Here is a 16,037-nt window from a genome sequence, read left to right as displayed (position 1 = left end):
CCACAGCGCCGTCTCCGGGCGGCTCGACCCCACGGTCATCGACACCGTCGTCGCCGACCGGGCGGACCGCACCGTCTACGCCTGCGGCCCCGACGGCCTGCTCGACGCCCTGGAGGGCGCCTGGGACGGCGTCGTGGCCGAGCGCTTCACCCCGCCGGCCCGCGCCACGAGGGCACCGGCGGCACCGTCGACCTCGGCGGCGACGTCGTCGTCGAGCCGGGGCAGAGCCTCCTCGAGGCCGGGGAGGCGGCCGGGAGGCTCATGCCCAGCGGCTGCCGGATGGGCATCTGCTTCGGGTGCGTGCTGCCGCTGCGCGAGGGCAAGGTGCGCGACCTGCGCACCGGCGAGGCGCACGGCGAGCCCGGCGACCTCGTCCAGACCTGCATCAACTCCGCGTGCGGGCCCGCCCGCATCGACCTTCCCTGATCCTTCCGCCCTTGATCTTCCGCTCCGACCGAAGGAGGTCCTCATGACCGCCGTCCTGGAGAACCCCGCGCACCTCGAGCCCGGCCCGGAGGAGACCGGCCGGGAGCAGCACCCGCAGCGTCCAGTGCTGGAGCTCGTGCCCTCCTCGCGTCGCGAGGACGTGCAGGCCACGACCGAGCTGACCGCCGAGCAGATCGAGGAGCTCGGCCGCCGGCTCGACGCCATCCGCGACCGTGTCCTCGCCGAGCGCGGCGCGTCCGACGCCGAGTACATCCGCGGCGTCATCCGCAAGCAGCGGGCGCTGGAGATCGGCGGTCGTGCGCTGCTGTTCGCCGGGGTCCTGCCGCCGGCCTGGATCGCCGGCACCGCCATGCTCTCGATCGCCAAGATCCTCGAGAACATGGAGATCGGGCACAACGTCATGCACGGCCAGTGGGACTGGATGCGTGACCCGAAGATCCACTCGTCGACCTGGAGTGGGACAACGTCTCGTCCTCGGCGGAGTGGAAGCACTCGCACAACTACATGCACCACACCTACACCAACGTCGTCGGCAAGGACCGCGACGTGGGCTACGGGATCCTGCGCCTGTCCGAGGAGCAGCGGTGGACGCCGTACTACCTCGGGAACCCGCTCTACAACTTCCTGCTCAGCCTGTTCTTCGAGTACGGCGTCGCGCTGCACGACCTCGAGGTCGAGAAGGTCGTGGCGGGGCAGAAGCCGCTGAGCCGGGTGTGGGAGCAGGTCAAGTCGATCGGCCGCAAGACCGGGCGCCAGATCCTGAAGGACTACGTCGCGTTCCCCGCGCTGGCCGGGCCGTTCTTCCTGCCGGTGCTCGCGGGCAACGTGACCGCGAACCTGGTGCGCAATGTGTGGTCGCACGCGGTGATCTTCTGCGGGCACTTCCCGACCGGGGCGGTGCAGTTCACCGAGGAGCAGCTCGAGGACGAGAGCCGCGGCGAGTGGTACGTCCGCCAGCTGCTGGGCTCGGCCAACCTCGACGGCGGCCGGTTCTTCCACCTGATGACCGGGCAGCTGAGCTTCCAGATCGAGCACCACCTGTTCCCCGACCTGCCCAGCAACCGCTACGCCGAGATCGCCCCCGAGGTCCGGGAGCTGTGCCGGGAGTACGGGCTGGAGTACACGACCGGGCCGCTGTGGAAGCAGTACATGCAGGTGCTCGGCACGATCAACCGACTGGCCCTGCCGAACGGCAAGCGCTGACCGCGGCCGCGCTGCTCGTCCCGCGGCGGCGGACCGGATCCCGGCCCGCCGCCGTCGTGGGCGCAGTGCGGGCCCTACAGGTCCGGGACGACGTCGAGGAAGCCGTGCACCTGCGCGATCCGGCCGTCGCCGTCGGTCACGACGACGTCGAACCCGACCACCGGGGGCTCGGCACCCGAGGCGAAGACCTCCGGCGGCGCCGCCTGCCAGCGGAACCGCGCGTGGTCGTGGTGCGCGTCGACCTCGCCGTCCAGCCGGAACTCGAACCCGGCCAGCTTCTCCCGGGCCGCGCCCAGGAACCCGGCGACGCCGTCGTGCCCGGTGACGTCGGCGAGCGGGTCGGTGTAGCGGACGTCGGTGGTGAACAGCTCGGCGACGCGGGCCTTCCGCGCCGCCGGGTCGGCCTCGTTGAACGTCGCGACGTAGCGCTCGGCGAGGGTGGTGAAGTCGGTCATCCCTACCTCCTGGGTGGTGCGGTCCGGTCGGCACCGAGCCTGCTGCCGCCGGCGCCGCGGCGCGATGACCTGCGGGGTAATCGGATCCACCTACCCCGCAGGTAGTCGTCGCGGCGTCCGGGCCGGGCTAGCGTCGGGCCGGTGAGCGACACCGACGCGCGCCCCGCCCGCACCGCCGGACCGGGGGAGATGCTGCGGTTCTGGCGGGGCCGCCGCCGGCGCAGCCAGCTCGACCTGGCACTGGCGGCGGGGGTCTCGGCGCGCCACCTCAGCTTCGTCGAGACCGGGCGTTCGGGCGCGAGCCGGGAGCTGCTGGGCGCACTCGCCGAGGCGTTGGAGATCCCGCTGCGGGAGCGGAACGCGTTGCTGCTGGCCGCCGGCTACGCGCCCGCCTACGCCGAGCGGTCGCTCGACGACCCGGATCTCGCGCCCGTGCGGGACGCGCTGGCGCGGCTCGTCGCCGGGCACGATCCGTACCCGGCCCTCGTCGTGGACCGCTGGGGCGACGTCCGGCTCGCCAACACCGCGGCCTCGGCGCTGCTCACCGGCCTCGACCCGGCGGTGCTCGGGCCGCCGCCGAACGTGCACCGGGTATGCCTGCACCCCGCCGGGCTCGCGCCGCGCATCCGCAACCTGGCCCAGTGGCGGGAGCACCTGCTGCACCGGCTCGAACGGCAGGTGCGGATGACCGCGGACCGGCGGCTCGTCGCGCTGCTCGCCGAGTGCCGGGGCTACCCCGGACCGGGGGAGACCGCGCTGCCGTCGCCGGGCTCGGACGTGCTGCTGCCGCTGGTCCTCGACACCGACGACGGCACGTTGACGTTCCACTCGGTGATCTCGACCTTCGGCGCACCGCACGACGTCACCCTCGCCGAGCTGGCGCTGGAGACCTTCCTGCCCGCGGACGACGCGACGCGCGCCGCCCTCACCCGCCGCGCCGGCCGCTGAGCCCCGTTCAGCCCGCGACACCCGAGGACAGCGACAGCACCGTCACCGTCCCGTTCAGCACCGAGTCCCCGATCACCTGCTGCTTGTAGACGATCGGGTTGTGCACCGCGAGGGTGCGGGCGTTGCGCCAGTGCCGGTCCAGCGCCCGGTCGACGTCGACCGTGGAGGCGCCGCCCACCTCGAACAGCTCCGAGGTCGCGTCCAGGACCAGCTGGGGCACGGTCGACTGGGCCCGGTACACGTCGAGCTCGGCCCTCGGGCCGTGCCCGGGATCGGTGAGTGCCCGCTCCAGCGAGGCCGCCGCGGCGTCGACCACGGCGGCGACGGTGAACGCGGCCGCGTCGACCCTGCCGACGACCTGCTGCACCAGCGGGTCGTCCTTGGGCAGGTCGGCGTTGCCGTAGGGCCAGTTGCGGCGCCGGTCGCGCACGTAGTCGGCGGCGTCGTCGGCGGCGCGCCGGGCGATCCCGGCCAGTGCCGCGAGCTGGACGAGCTGCAGGAACGCCTGCCGGACCGGCTGGTGCACGTCGGTCGGCGCGGGCCGCACCTGGGCCGGGTCGACCTCCACCGCGGTGAACCGGGTGGTGCCGCTGGCCGTGAGCTTCTGCCCGAAGCCGCGCCAGTCGTCGACCCGCTCGACACCCGGGGCGGTCGTCTCGACCAGCACGGTCACCCGCTCGCCGTTCTCGTCGAGGGCGACCACGTCGACCAGGTCGGCGTAGAGGGTCCCGGTGCAGTAGAACTTCTCGCCGTCGAGCAGGAGCTTGTCCCCGTCGCGGCGGAGCACCGTGGTGGCGGAGTTGCGCACCACCCCGCCGCGCTCGGAGATGGCGTTGCCGACCAGCCGCCCGGCCGCGATCTGCTCCACCCGCCCGCGCAACACCGGGTCGTCCGCGGCGCCTGCCGACCACAGCTCGGTGAACAGGAGGTGGGTCCGCAGAGCCTGCGGGATGTTCGAGTCCGCCGCACCCAGCTCGACGAGCAGCCCGAACAGCTGGCGCAGCGAGGCGCCCGCGCCGCCGGCCTCCACCGGCAGCCGGACGGCGCCGAACCCGGCGTCGCGCAGGGCGGCGATCTCCGCCACGGGCAGGCGCCGGTTCAGCTCGCGTTCGACCGCACCGGCGGCGATCCGGTCGAACAGCGGGCGGAACCGGGCGTGCAGCTCGGCGTCGGTCACGGACACGGGGGTCTCCTGGGAGCTCGGGGACGACACACGTGGGGAACAGGGTCGGGAGGCGAGCGTAGGTCTCCCGCCCCGTGGGCCGCCGTGACCCGCGCCTCAGCCGGTGTGCGGGCGGCCGACGGTCCGTGTCCGGTCGGACACGACCCGCCGGTACGTCCCGAACGGAGGTGGCTACCCTGGTGCAGCGTGGCACCCACCTCCGTCTTCCCCGCCCTGGAGCCGATCCTGCCCCGCGTCGCCAAGCCGGTGCAGTACGTCGGCGGTGAGGGGAACTCGCAGGTCAAGCCGTGGGACTCCGCGGCCGTCCGCTGGGCACTGCTCTATCCGGACGCCTACGAGGTCGGCCTGCCCAACCAGGGCGTCCAGATCCTGTACGAGGTCCTCAACGAGCGCGCCGACGCGCTGGCCGAGCGCTGCTACGCGGTCTGGCCCGATCTCGAGGCCCTGATGCGCGAGTCGGGGGTGCCGTCGTTCACCGTCGACGCCCACCACGCGGTCGGTGACTTCGACGTCCTCGGCGTCTCCTTCTCCACCGAGCTCGGCTACACCAACCTGCTCACCACGCTCGACCTGGCGGCGATCCCGCTGCACGCCCGCGACCGCGACGAGACCCACCCGGTCGTCGTCGCCGGCGGGCACGCGGCGTTCAACCCGGAGCCGGTCGCGGACTTCGTCGACGTCGCCGCGCTCGGTGACGGCGAGGAGGTCGTCGGCGACATCACCGACGTCGTGCGCGACTGGAAGGCGCAGGGGCGCCCGGGCGGGCGCCGGGAGCTGCTGCTGCGGCTGTCGTCGACGCCGGGCTGCTACGTGCCCTCCCTCTACGACGTGACCTACGCCGAGGACGGCCACATCGCCGCGGTCACCCCGGTCGACGAGCGGGTCCCCGCCACCGTCCAGAAGCGCACCACCATCGAGCTCGACGAGTGGCCGTACCCGAAGAAGCCGCTGGTCCCGCTGGCCGAGACCGTCCACGAGCGGGCCAGCGTCGAGATCTTCCGCGGCTGCACCCGCGGCTGCCGGTTCTGCCAGGCGGGGATGATCACCCGCCCGGTGCGGGAGCGGTCGCTGCAGGGCGTCGGGGAGATGGTCGACGCCGCCGTGCGGGCCTCGGGCTTCGACGAGGTCGGTCTGCTGTCGCTGTCGAGCGCCGACCACTCCGAGATCGCCGAGATCACCAAGGGCCTCGCCGACCGCTACGAGGGCACCAACACCTCGCTGTCGCTGCCGAGCACCCGGGTCGACGCGTTCAACATCGACCTGGCCAACGAGATCTCCCGCAACGGCCGTCGCTCCGGGCTGACCTTCGCCCCCGAGGGCGGCTCCGAGCGGATCCGCCGCGTGATCAACAAGATGGTCTCCGAGGACGACCTGATCCGCACCTGCGCCGAGGCGTTCTCCCAGGGCTGGCGGCAGGTGAAGCTGTACTTCATGTGCGGGCTGCCCACCGAGACCGACGAGGACGTCCTGGAGATCGCGGGCATGGCGCACCGCGTGATCAAGGCGGGCCGCGAGGCGTCCGGGCGCAACGACGTCCGCTGCACCATCTCCATCGGCGGGTTCGTGCCCAAGCCGCACACCCCGTTCCAGTGGGCCGCCCAGTGCGCCCCGGAGGTCGTCGACGCCCGGCTGCGCAAGCTGCGCGAGGCCGTCAACTCCGATCGGCGGATCGGGCGCAACATCGGCATGCGCTACCACGACGGCGAGCCCTCGCTGATCGAGGGACTGCTCGCCCGCGGCGACCGCCGGGTCGGCGCCGTCATCGAGAAGGTCTGGCGCGACGGCGGCCGGTTCGACGGCTGGTCCGAGCACTTCTCCTACCGCCGCTGGGTCGACTCCGCCGCCGAGGCGCTGGAGCCGCAGGGTGTGTCGCTGGACTGGTACACCGTCCGCGAGCGCGGGGCCGACGAGATCCTGCCCTGGGACCACCTCGACTCCGGCCTGGAGCGGGACTGGCTGTGGGAGGACTGGCAGGACGCGCTGGCCGGCCGCGAGCAGGACGACTGCCGGTGGACGCCGTGCTTCGACTGCGGCGTGTGCCCGTCCACCGGCACCGACATCGAGGTCGGCCCCAGCGGGACCACCCTGCTGCCGCTGACCGTGGTCAACCCGACGGCCTCGGCCGCGGGGTCGCTCGGGGACGCACGCCCGGGTGACTGAGAACGGCTTGTCCTCGATCCCGGACCCGGCCCTCGCCGGCGCCGACGGGTCGTCCTGGGAGTACGGCGGCAGACGCCTGCGGGTCCGGGTCGCCGACGAGCGCGACGTCGCCGCGCTCGGCCGGCTGCGTCGGCTCTGGCTGGAGGAGCGCGCCGGGCGGCCGGTCGAGGACCCCTCGTTCGCCGAGTCCTTCGCCGCCTGGTGGCGGGTCGAGCAGCCGCGGCGCGCGTTCTGGGTGGCCGAGGCGGGCAGCGACCGTGCCGGCTGGACACCGGTCGGGTCGATCAACGTGCTGGAGACCGTGCAGATGCCCCGCCCCGGTGGCCGCGGCACGCGCAGCGGGCAGGTCGGCAACGCCTTCGTCCTGGCCGCGTTCACCGAGGCCGGCGTGCCGCGGGCGCTGCTCGCCGCGGTCGTCGCCCACGCCAGGGCCCGTGGGTACCGGCGGCTGATGCTGGCCCCGACCGCGGGCAGCGCCGCGTTCTACCGACGTGCCGGGTTCCGGCCGGCCGGCGACACCCTGCTGGTCTTGGGCGACTGAGGGGGCCACCCCCGCGTTCGCGTCCGTCCGGTCGGCTCCGTCCCGCGGTGTCCGGATCGGATACGCGACGGTCACAGGGGCACGTGATCTCACGGGAAACGTCGAACTAGGGTCTGGCCGCAACCGGGCGCGACGGCGTCCGGATCCGGCGTGGGGGGACCACATGGCGACGACGCACGACCCGGCGGGCAGCAACCGCCCGGACTTCTCCCACGAGGAGGAGGGCTACCACAAGGGCCTGGGGAAACGGCAGCTCCAGATGATCGCCATCGGAGGTGCGATCGGAACCGGGCTGTTCCTCGGTGCGGGCGGCCGGCTCGCCTCGGCGGGCCCCGCGCTGGCGCTGGTCTACGCGGTCTGCGGCGTGTTCGTGTTCCTGATCCTGCGGGCGCTCGGTGAGCTCGTGCTGCACCGGCCGTCGTCGGGGTCGTTCGTCTCCTACGCCCGCGAGTTCTACGGCGAGAAGGCGGCCTACGTGGCCGGCTGGCTGTACTTCCTCAACTGGGCCTTCACCTCCATCGTCGACGTGACGGCGATCGCGCTCTACATGAAGTTCTGGGGCGCCTTCTCCGACGCCCCGCAGTGGCTGATCGCCCTGATCGCCCTGGTCGTGGTGCTGGCGGCGAACCTGGTCTCGGTGAAGCTGTTCGGCGAGCTGGAGTTCTGGTTCGCGCTGGTCAAGGTGATCGCACTGGTGGCCTTCCTGGTGGTGGGCACGGTGTTCCTCGCGGGACGGTTCCCGATCCAGGGCGCCGAGACCGGCATCTCGGTGATCACCGACAACGGCGGTCTGCTGCCCAACGGCCTGCTCGCCGCGGTGGTCATCACCCAGGGCGTGGTGTTCGCCTACGCCGCGACCGAGCTGGTCGGCACCGCGGCGGGGGAGACCGAGAACCCGGAGAAGGTGATGCCCCGAGCGATCAACTCCGTGATCGCGCGCATCGCGCTCTTCTACGTCGGCTCGCTGGTGCTGCTCGGCCTGCTCCTGCCCTACACCGCCTACCGCGAGGGCGTCAGCCCGTTCGTCACGTTCTTCGACTCGATCGGCGTGCCCGGTGCCGGCACCGTGATGAACCTGGTGGTCCTGACCGCCGCGCTGTCCAGCCTGAACGCGGGGCTGTACTCGACCGGTCGGATCCTGCGCTCGATGGCGATGAACGGGTCGGCGCCGGGCTTCACCGGCCGGATGAACAAGTCGGGAGTGCCCTACGGCGGCATCGGCCTGACCGCGGTGATCACCCTGCTCGGCGTCGGGCTGAACGCGGTGGTCCCCGAGCAGGCCTTCGAGATCGTGCTGAACATCGCCTCGCTGGGCATCCTCGCCAGCTGGGCCACGATCGTGCTCTGCCAGATCCGGTTCGTGCGGATGACCGAGTCCGGCATCCTCACCCGGCCCTCGTTCCGGCTGCCCGGCTCGCCGTGGACCGGCTACGCGGTCCTGGTCTTCCTGCTCGGGGTGCTGGTGCTGATGGGCTTCGACTACCCGGTCGGGACCTTCACCGTCGCCTCCATCCCGGTGCTGGCGGTGCTGCTGACGATCGGCTGGTTCCGGGTGCGGACCCGGGTCCGCGAGGCCGCACAGGAGCGGATGGGCTACACCGGCGCCTTCCCGGTCCGCGCCGACCGGCCGCACCCGCCGCACCGCGGCTGACCGGACCGGGCCCGGTCTCTAGACTCCGAGCCGTGGCACGCGTGAAGGCAGGAGCGGCGGCGAACCCGGCACCCCCGACGGTGCAGCGGGTCCGCCTGCGCTTCGCCAAGCGCGGCCGGCTGCGGTTCCTGTCGCACCGCGACGTCGCCCGCAGCTTCGAGCGCGCCGTCCGCCGGGCCGGCGTCCCGGTCGCGCACTCGCACGGCTTCAGCCCGCATCCGCGGCTGTCCTGGGTCGGGGCCGCCCCGACCGGTGCGGCCAGCGAGGCCGAGTACGTCGAGATGGGCCTGACCCGCGAGGTCGACCCGGAGCTGGTCCGCGCGGCGATGGACCAGGCGCTGCCCGACGGGCTCGACGTCGTCGCGGCCGCGACCGCGGTCGGTCCGCCGGCGCTGGCCGACCGGATCGACGCCGCCCGCTGGCGGCTGGAGGTCCGCGGCATCGCCGTCGAGGAGGTGCGGGCCGCGGTCGAGGCGTTCACCGCGCAGGAGTCGGTCGTGGTGACCCGGCTGACCCCGTCCGGCCGCAAGGAGATCGACGTGCGTGCGGCCGTCGTCACTCTGCTCGTCGAACCGCAGGTGAACGCCCGGAGGGCGATCGTGACCCGTCCCGGTCGGCGGGTTCGCCGTCCCCGGTCACCGACTGTGCGATACTGACGGCGGTCGTACGGCTGACGACACCGACCGTTCGACCCGATGACGTACTGGGCGCGCTCACCGTCCTCGCAGACCTGGCGCCGCCGGTACCGGTGACGGCCACCCGGTTGGCGCAGGGCCTGCTCGACGACGCGGGCGACCTGGTGGATCCGCTCGGTGCGGTCCCGGTGACCCGGGCCCGGCCGGACGCTTCCTGACCCGGACGGCGCACCGCCTCCGGTCCGGCGTCGAGCACCATCCCCGGAGATCGGGGAGCGACACCAGATGTGCCGCACCGCGCAACCCGCGCGTGCTGCGGAACGTACGCGCAAGGTCCCTGCGTGGCCGCCTCCGACGCGAGGCGCCCGGGGGCGAAGGAGCTGAATGTCCGTGAACGACACGCCCGCCGGTGACACCGGCGGGCTCTCCGAGCTGCCGGAGAAGATGCGGGTCCACGCCCTGGCCAAGCTGCTGGGGACCGCGAGCCGAGACGTCCTCGCCGCCCTGTCCGGGCTCGGCCAGGAGGTCCGCAGCGTCCAGTCCAGCATCACCCGGGCGACGGCCGAACAGGTCGTCGCCGCCCTGCGTCCGGGCACCGAGCCCGCCGCGGCGTCGGCCGACCGCGCCCCGGAGCCGGCCGTCACCGACGCGCCCGACCCGGTGGTCACCGAGGTGCTCGCCCGCACTCGACCTCGGTGCCGGCAGCGCCACCGACAGAGACAGCGACACCGACAGCGGCCCCGACGCCGGCCCGGAGTCGCCGCGCGGCCCCCGCCGACCCGTTCACGACCGGCGCCGCCCGGGCTCGTGGCGCGGCCGCACCGGCGCTCGCCCCGGTCTTCGCGGTCCCGATGTTCCAGGCCCCGGCCGCCCCGGGTGCCGCTCCCGCCGCGACCCCGGAGCCCGCGGGCCGCGACACCGCGGCCGAGCAGGGCCGAGGACGGCCCCGGCGACGGCGCCCCTCGCAAGGGACGGAAGGGGCCGTCGCCGCAAGGACCAGCGATGCCGCCCCGGCCGACGCTGCCGCTACCGACGGCACGACACCGGCACCGACAGTGCCGGCACCGACAGCACCGGCGGCCCGGCCCGTGTCGACGTCCCGGCCGGGGACCCCGCCGACGACCGGGCCAACGACCGGGCCGAGGACCGGCCCGGCTCCGACGACGACGGTGACGACGAGAACGGCAACCGCCGTCGTCGCCGCCGGGGCCGCCGTGGCCGTGGCCGCGGTAAGGGCGGCGAGGACTTCGGCGAGGACGGCGGCGACGACTCCGACGACTCCGAGGACCCCGGCTCCGAGGACTCCGGGGCGGACTCCGGGTCCACCGGGGCCGGCTCCGAGGACTCCGACTCCTCGGACGACTCGGACGACTCCGAGGACCAGTCCTCGGGCGGCTCGCGCCGGCGGCGGCGCCGTCGTCGTCGCGGGGGCTCCGAGGTCGAGGACCGTTCCGAGGACGACCCGCCCAACACCGTCACCCGGGTCCGCGAGGCCCGCAGCGAGTCCCGCCAGGACTCCGGATCGTCCTCCGACGACCAGGTCCAGGGCGTGCGCGGCTCCACGCGGCTCGAGGCCAAGCGCCAGCGCCGCCGGGACGGCCGCGACGCGGGCCGTCGCCGCCCGCCGATCCTGTCCGAGTCGGAGTTCCTGGCCCGGCGCGAGTCGGTCGACCGCCAGATGGTGATCCGTCAGCGCGCCGACCGCACCGAGATCGGCGTGCTCGAGGACGGCATCCTGGTCGAGCACTTCATCACCGGTGGCAACTCCGGCAGCTCGATGGTCGGCAACGTCTACCTCGGCCGCGTGCAGAACGTGCTGCCGTCGATGGAGGCGGCGTTCGTCGACATCGGGCGCGGCCGCAACGCCGTGCTCTACGCCGGCGAGGTCGACTGGGACGCCGCCGGACTCAACGGCAAGGCGCGCAAGATCGAGCAGGCGCTCTCCTCGGGCGACCAGGTCCTGGTGCAGGTCACCAAGGACCCGGTCGGTCACAAGGGTGCCCGGCTGACCACGCAGATCTCCCTCGCCGGTCGCTTCCTGGTCTACGTCCCCTCCGGTGGCGCCGCGGGGATCTCCCGCAAGCTGCCCGACACCGAGCGCAAGCGCCTCAAGGAGATGCTGAAGGAGATCGTCCCGGCCGACGCCGGTGTGATCATCCGGACCGCCTCCGAGGGCGTCTCGCACGAGGCACTGGAACGCGACGTCCGCCGGCTGCAGGCGCAGTGGGAGGTCGTCAAGGAGAAGGCGAACAAGACCGGCCCCGGCGCGCCCAAGGCGCCGACGCTCCTCTACGAGGAGCCGGACATGCTGGTCAAGGTCGTGCGCGACCAGTTCAACGAGGACTTCTCGAAGCTGATCGTGTCCGGCGCCGACGCCTGGGACACCGTGTCCGGCTACGTCGAGCACGTCGCGCCCGAGCTCGCCGACCGGATGCACCGCCACACCGGGCCGTCCGACGTCTTCACCGAGTACCGGATCGACGAGCAGCTGCTCAAGGCGCTGGACCGCAAGGTCTGGCTGCCCTCGGGCGGCACGCTGGTGATCGACCGGACCGAGGCGATGACCGTCGTCGACGTCAACACCGGCAAGTTCACCGGCTCCGGCGGCAACCTCGAGGAGACCGTCACCCGCAACAACCTGGAGGCGGCCGAGGAGGTCGTCCGCCAGCTGCGGCTGCGCGACATCGGCGGGATCATCGTCGTCGACTTCATCGACATGGTGCTCGAGGCGAACCGGGACCTGGTCCTGCGCCGCCTCACCGAGTGCCTCGCCCGGGACCGCACCCGTCACCAGGTCGCCGAGGTGACCTCGCTCGGCCTGGTCCAGATGACCCGCAAGCGGGTCGGCGGCGGGCTGCTGGAGCACTTCTCCACCACCTGCGAGCACTGCCGCGGGCGGGGCGTCATCGTCTCGACCGACACCGGGCCGGACCACCAGCACGGCCGCTCCGGCAACGGCGCCCAGCACGGCAACGGTTCCGGGAACGGGCACGGCTCCGGGAACGGCAACGGGAACGGGAACGGCTCGGGCAACGGGCACGGCAGCGGCTCCGGGAACGGTGGCCACGCCGACTCCGAGGGCGGCGGACGCCGCAAGCGGCGTCGGGGCGGCAACGGCAACGGGGACTCCGGCCAGGGCGAACCGGGTGACGGTGGCTCCGGCCGCCAGGACCCGGGTCGCCAGGACACCGCGCGCCACGACACCGCGCGCCAGGAGGCCGACCGCAACGGCTCCGGCCACCGCAACGGCTCCGACCGTCCGGACGGGCGCGTCGGGGACCGGGACCGTGCCCGGGACGACTCCGGCGACACCGGGCGCGTCGACGCCGCCGCGGCGGTCGCGGCCGTCGCCGCGGGAAGCACCCCGAAGGGCGACGACGGCGCGGCCGCCGGAGCCACCGGGGTCTCCGTGCCGGCCACGGCCGACACCACCACCGTCGACGCCGCGCCCGCACCCGCACCGGCCGACGACGAGACCGTCGTCGCCGAGCCGCGCGGGGAACTGACCGGTTCGGCGGCCCCCGTGGTCGCCGAACCCACCGGTGCCCCGCAGGCCGCGGCCCCGGCCCGGGACGTGGCCCCGGAGCCGACGGCGACGGGGTCCGCCCCGGAGCCCGAGGCACCCGCACCGCGCCGTCGCCGGGCCAGCCGGTCCGCCGGCCCGGTCCGCGGTGGTGAGCCGGTGGTCATCACGACCGCCTCCACGCCGGAGGAGTCCACTCCGCAGGCCGCCACGGCGACACCGGCCGACGCGGGAACGGCGGCCGTCCCGGCCGTCGCCGCGCAGCCGGAGCCCGCCGCGGTGGTCACCCGTACCCGCCGTTCGCGCCGGGCGGCCTCCCGCCCGGCGGGTCCGCCCCAGGACGGAGGGTGACAGTGACCCCGCCGGAGAGCGCTCCGACGGGGTCGCGTAACCTTGACCGACAGAAGCCACGCCTCTGCACACGACAGTGTTCGGCACGGGGGCCGTGGTGTGCGCGCCGGGACCGGCGCGAGCTGTCACAGCCCGAGCGCACCAGATGCGCCCCCGATGTTCAGGAGTCGTGCGTCAGCGATGTACGCGATCGTCAAGACCGGCGGCAAGCAGTACAAGGTGGCCGTCGACGACGTGGTCACCGTCGAGAAGCTCGACGGTGAGCCCGGCGCCGAGATCATTCTGCCCGCCGTGCTGCTCGTCGACGGCGACCAGGTGACCACCGACGCCAGCGGCCTCACCTCCGCGGTGACGGCCACCGTCGTCGAGCACACCAAGGGTCCGAAGATCCGGATCCACAAGTTCAAGAACAAGACCGGGTACCACAAGCGTCAGGGGCACCGTCAGCCCCTGACGAAGGTCCAGGTCACCGCGATCGGCAAGTAAGGAGCCCGGGTCATGGCACACAAGAAGGGTGCGTCCAGCTCCCGTAACGGTCGCGACTCCAACGCCCAGTACCTGGGTGTGAAGCGTTTCGGCGGCCAGTCGGTCAAGGCCGGCGAGATCCTCATCCGTCAGCGCGGCACCGCCACCCACCCGGGTGTCAACGTCGGGCGCGGCAAGGACGACACGCTGTTCGCCCTCGCCGCCGGGACCGTCGAGTTCGGTTCCAAGCGCGGCCGCAAGACCGTGAACATCGTGCCGGCCGAGGTCTGAGCGACCCGCCAGCACAGCGACGCCGACGGCGGGTCACCCCGGTAACGGGGGGCCCGCCGTTCGTCGTGTCACCACCCACCGCGGCCCCGCCGCGGTACGACACCGACAGGAGCACCGTCATGTCCCGGTTCGTGGACCGCGTCGTGCTGCACGCGACCGCGGGTGCCGGGGGCAACGGCTGCGCCTCGGTACACCGCGAGAAGTTCAAGCCGCTCGGCGGCCCCGACGGCGGCAACGGCGGCCGGGGCGGCTCGGTCGTGCTCGTCGTCGACGCGGGCGTGCACACGCTGCTTGACTACCACCACCGCCCCCGCGCGGAGGCGAAGAACGGCACCCAGGGGCAGGGGGCGTCCAAGCAGGGCGCCAACGCCCCGGACCTGGAGCTGCGGGTGCCCGACGGCACCGTCGTGCTCGACGCCGATGGCGAGGTCGTCGCCGATCTGGTCGGCGTCGGCACCCGGTTCGTCGCCGCCGAGGGCGGACGGGGCGGGCTCGGCAACGCCGCGCTGGCCTCCGCCGCCCGCAAGGCCCCCGGGTTCGCGCTGCTCGGCGAGCCCGGCGACGAGGTCGAACTGACCCTGGAGCTGCGCAGCCTCGCCGACGTCGGCCTCGTCGGGTTCCCCAGCGCGGGCAAGTCCTCGCTGGTCGCGGCGCTGTCCGCGGCCCGTCCGAAGATCGCCGACTACCCGTTCACCACCCTCGTGCCGCAGCTCGGCGTGGTCAGTGCCGGCGACGACACCTTCACCGTCGCCGACGTCCCTGGCCTCATCCCCGGCGCCGCCGAGGGCCGTGGCCTCGGTCTGGAGTTCCTGCGTCACATCGAGCGCTGCTCGGTGCTGGTGCACGTCGTGGACTGCGCGACCTTCGAGACCGAGCGCGACCCGGTGTCCGACATCGAGGCGCTGGAGACCGAGCTGGCGCACTACGCCGAGGCGCTCGGCACCAGCGCGCTGGGGGAGCGGATCGACCAGCGGCCGCGTCTGGTCGCGCTCAACAAGATCGACGTCCCGGACGCCGCCGACCTGGTCGACATGGTCCGCGACGACCTGACCGAGCGCTTCGGCTGGCCGGTGTACGCGATCTCCACCGCGTCCCGCGCCGGGCTGCGGGAGCTGAGCTTCGCGATGGCCGAGCGGGTCGCCGCGGCCCGCGCCGCGCGCCCGGAGGCCGAGCCGAGCCGGATCGTGCTGCGCCCGCGCGCCGTCGACGACACCGGCTTCACCATCACACCCGACCCGGAGCTCGACGGCGGGTTCATCGTGCGCGGGGAACGCCCCGAGCGGTGGATCCGCCAGACCGCGTTCGAGAACGACGAGGCCGTCGGCTACCTCGCCGACCGGCTCGCCCGGCTCGGCGTGGAGGAGGCGCTGGCCAAGGCCGGAGCCGTCCCCGGCTGCCCGGTCACCATCGGCCAGGTCACCTTCGACTGGGAGCCGTCCACCCCGGCCGGCGTCGCCGCCCTGCTCACCGGGCGCGGCACCGACATCCGGCTGGAGGGCAACGAGCGGGTCGGCGCCGCCGAGCGCAAGCGCGCCCGGGTGGCGCGCCGGGCGCACCTGTCCGACGCCGAGCTCGCCGCGGGCGCCCGCTACTCGTCGGACCACGAGATCGAGGAGTGAGACCGGCGTGAGCACGCGCGCCACGCTGGGTGCCGCGAAGCGGATCGTGGTGAAGGTCGGGTCGTCGTCGCTGACGAGCCTGACCGGCGGGCTCGACCCGGCCCGGCTCGACGCGCTGGTCGACGCCCTGATGGGGCGCCGCGCCGCCGGCACGCAGGTGGTGCTCGTCTCCTCGGGGGCGATCGCGGCCGGGCTCGCGCCGCTGCAGCTGCGCAGGCGGCCGCGGGACCTCGCGACCCAGCAGGCCGCCGCGTCGGTCGGGCAGCTGCTGCTCGCCCACGCCTACTCGGCGTCGTTCGCCCGGCACGGGCAGGGCATCGGGCAGGTCCTGCTCACCGCCGACGACATGATCCGCCGCTCGAACTACCGCAACGCCCAGCGCACGCTGGAGCGGCTGCTGCAGCTCGGGTCGCTGCCGGTGGTCAACGAGAACGACACCGTCGCCACCGCCGAGATCCGGGTGGGCGACAACGACCGGCTCGCCGCACTCGTCGCGCACATCGTCGGCGCCGACGCGCTCGTGCTGCTCTCCGACGTCGACGGCCTCTACGACGGCCACCCGCGA

At 73.7% G+C, this 16,037-nt stretch carries 14 protein-coding genes and 2 pseudogenes; 13 read left to right on the top strand and 3 right to left on the bottom strand.

The annotated features are described in order from the left end of the window. Both KPL57_RS06175 and KPL57_RS06170 read left to right on the top strand, forming a co-directional pair. Window positions 1–426, top strand: a 426-nt coding sequence (locus tag KPL57_RS06175) for a 2Fe-2S iron-sulfur cluster binding domain-containing protein (RefSeq protein WP_226350856.1), incomplete at its 5' end; no start/stop codon positions are given. A 43-nt stretch (window positions 427–469) separates the two neighbouring features. Continuing rightward, window positions 470–1,650 (top strand): annotated as a pseudogene (locus KPL57_RS06170) (fatty acid desaturase). Between the two features lie 74 nt (window positions 1,651–1,724). Here KPL57_RS06170 and KPL57_RS06165 read toward each other — a convergent pair. Continuing rightward, window positions 1,725–2,105 carry a nuclear transport factor 2 family protein gene (locus KPL57_RS06165; protein ID WP_020627656.1) on the bottom strand — a complete coding sequence of 127 codons (381 nt, stop codon included), beginning with the start codon at window positions 2,103–2,105 and terminating at the stop codon, window positions 1,725–1,727. Between the two features lie 189 nt (window positions 2,106–2,294). Here KPL57_RS06165 and KPL57_RS06160 point away from each other — a divergent pair, with 189 nt between their 5' ends. After that, a complete protein-coding gene (locus KPL57_RS06160; protein WP_226350857.1) occupies window positions 2,295–3,053 on the top strand; it encodes a helix-turn-helix domain-containing protein in 759 nt (252 codons plus the stop codon). Window positions 3,054–3,060: 7 nt separating this feature from the next. Here the strand turns inward: KPL57_RS06160 and KPL57_RS06155 are convergent, their stop codons facing one another. Next, window positions 3,061–4,236, bottom strand: coding sequence for an acyl-CoA dehydrogenase family protein (locus KPL57_RS06155; RefSeq protein WP_226350855.1), 1,176 nt, complete (start codon window positions 4,234–4,236; stop codon window positions 3,061–3,063). A gap of 186 nt (window positions 4,237–4,422) precedes the next feature. On the opposite strand from KPL57_RS06155, the gene KPL57_RS06150 reads away from it, so the two are divergent. From KPL57_RS06150 to KPL57_RS71785, 5 genes and pseudogenes are all read left to right on the top strand, one after another. Continuing rightward, a complete protein-coding gene (locus tag KPL57_RS06150; protein WP_020627653.1) occupies window positions 4,423–6,396 on the top strand; it encodes a TIGR03960 family B12-binding radical SAM protein in 1,974 nt (657 codons plus the stop codon). Beyond that, complete coding sequence (locus tag KPL57_RS06145) at window positions 6,389–6,937, top strand: GNAT family N-acetyltransferase (RefSeq protein WP_060712773.1); 549 nt, start codon at window positions 6,389–6,391, stop codon at window positions 6,935–6,937. The genes KPL57_RS06150 and KPL57_RS06145 overlap by 8 nt, the downstream gene beginning before the upstream one ends. Before the next feature lie 163 nt (window positions 6,938–7,100). Next, on the top strand, window positions 7,101–8,588 hold the full coding sequence (locus KPL57_RS06140) for an amino acid permease (RefSeq protein WP_020627651.1): 1,488 nt from the start codon (window positions 7,101–7,103) through the stop codon (window positions 8,586–8,588). Between the two features lie 32 nt (window positions 8,589–8,620). Next, window positions 8,621–9,244, top strand: coding sequence for a TIGR03936 family radical SAM-associated protein (locus KPL57_RS06135; protein WP_226350854.1), 624 nt, complete (start codon window positions 8,621–8,623; stop codon window positions 9,242–9,244). 363 nt (window positions 9,245–9,607) lie between these two features. Next, window positions 9,608–9,748: pseudogene (locus KPL57_RS71785) on the top strand (translation initiation factor IF-2 N-terminal domain-containing protein); the annotation flags it as partial. 501 nt (window positions 9,749–10,249) lie between these two features. Here the strand turns inward: KPL57_RS71785 and KPL57_RS71780 are convergent. Beyond that, the gene (locus tag KPL57_RS71780; RefSeq protein ID WP_374203673.1) at window positions 10,250–10,786 is read right to left on the bottom strand and encodes a hypothetical protein; all 537 of its coding nucleotides are present in this window, start codon (window positions 10,784–10,786) and stop codon (window positions 10,250–10,252) included. Between KPL57_RS71780 and KPL57_RS06130 the strand changes: the two genes are divergently transcribed. From KPL57_RS06130 to proB, 5 genes are all read left to right on the top strand, one after another. After that, a complete protein-coding gene (locus KPL57_RS06130; RefSeq protein ID WP_374203672.1) occupies window positions 10,773–13,097 on the top strand; it encodes an Rne/Rng family ribonuclease in 2,325 nt (774 codons plus the stop codon). The genes KPL57_RS71780 and KPL57_RS06130 overlap by 14 nt on opposite strands. Before the next feature lie 180 nt (window positions 13,098–13,277). Next, window positions 13,278–13,583 carry a 50S ribosomal protein L21 gene (gene rplU, locus KPL57_RS06125; protein WP_020624746.1) on the top strand — a complete coding sequence of 102 codons (306 nt, stop codon included), beginning with the start codon at window positions 13,278–13,280 and terminating at the stop codon, window positions 13,581–13,583. A gap of 12 nt (window positions 13,584–13,595) precedes the next feature. Next, window positions 13,596–13,853, top strand: a complete 258-nt coding sequence (rpmA, locus tag KPL57_RS06120; protein WP_020624745.1) for a 50S ribosomal protein L27 — start codon at window positions 13,596–13,598, stop codon at window positions 13,851–13,853. A 119-nt stretch (window positions 13,854–13,972) separates the two neighbouring features. Then, window positions 13,973–15,472 (top strand): GTPase ObgE, encoded by a 1,500-nt coding sequence (obgE, locus tag KPL57_RS06115; RefSeq protein WP_226350853.1) that lies wholly within the window; start codon window positions 13,973–13,975, stop codon window positions 15,470–15,472. Between the two features lie 7 nt (window positions 15,473–15,479). Further along, window positions 15,480–16,037 (top strand): glutamate 5-kinase (gene proB / locus KPL57_RS06110; protein ID WP_226350852.1); only part of this gene is annotated, 558 nt, incomplete at its 3' end.

This window comes from Pseudonocardia sp. ICBG601, assembly GCF_020496245.1.
This window is presented reverse-complemented; position numbering and strand designations above follow the sequence as displayed.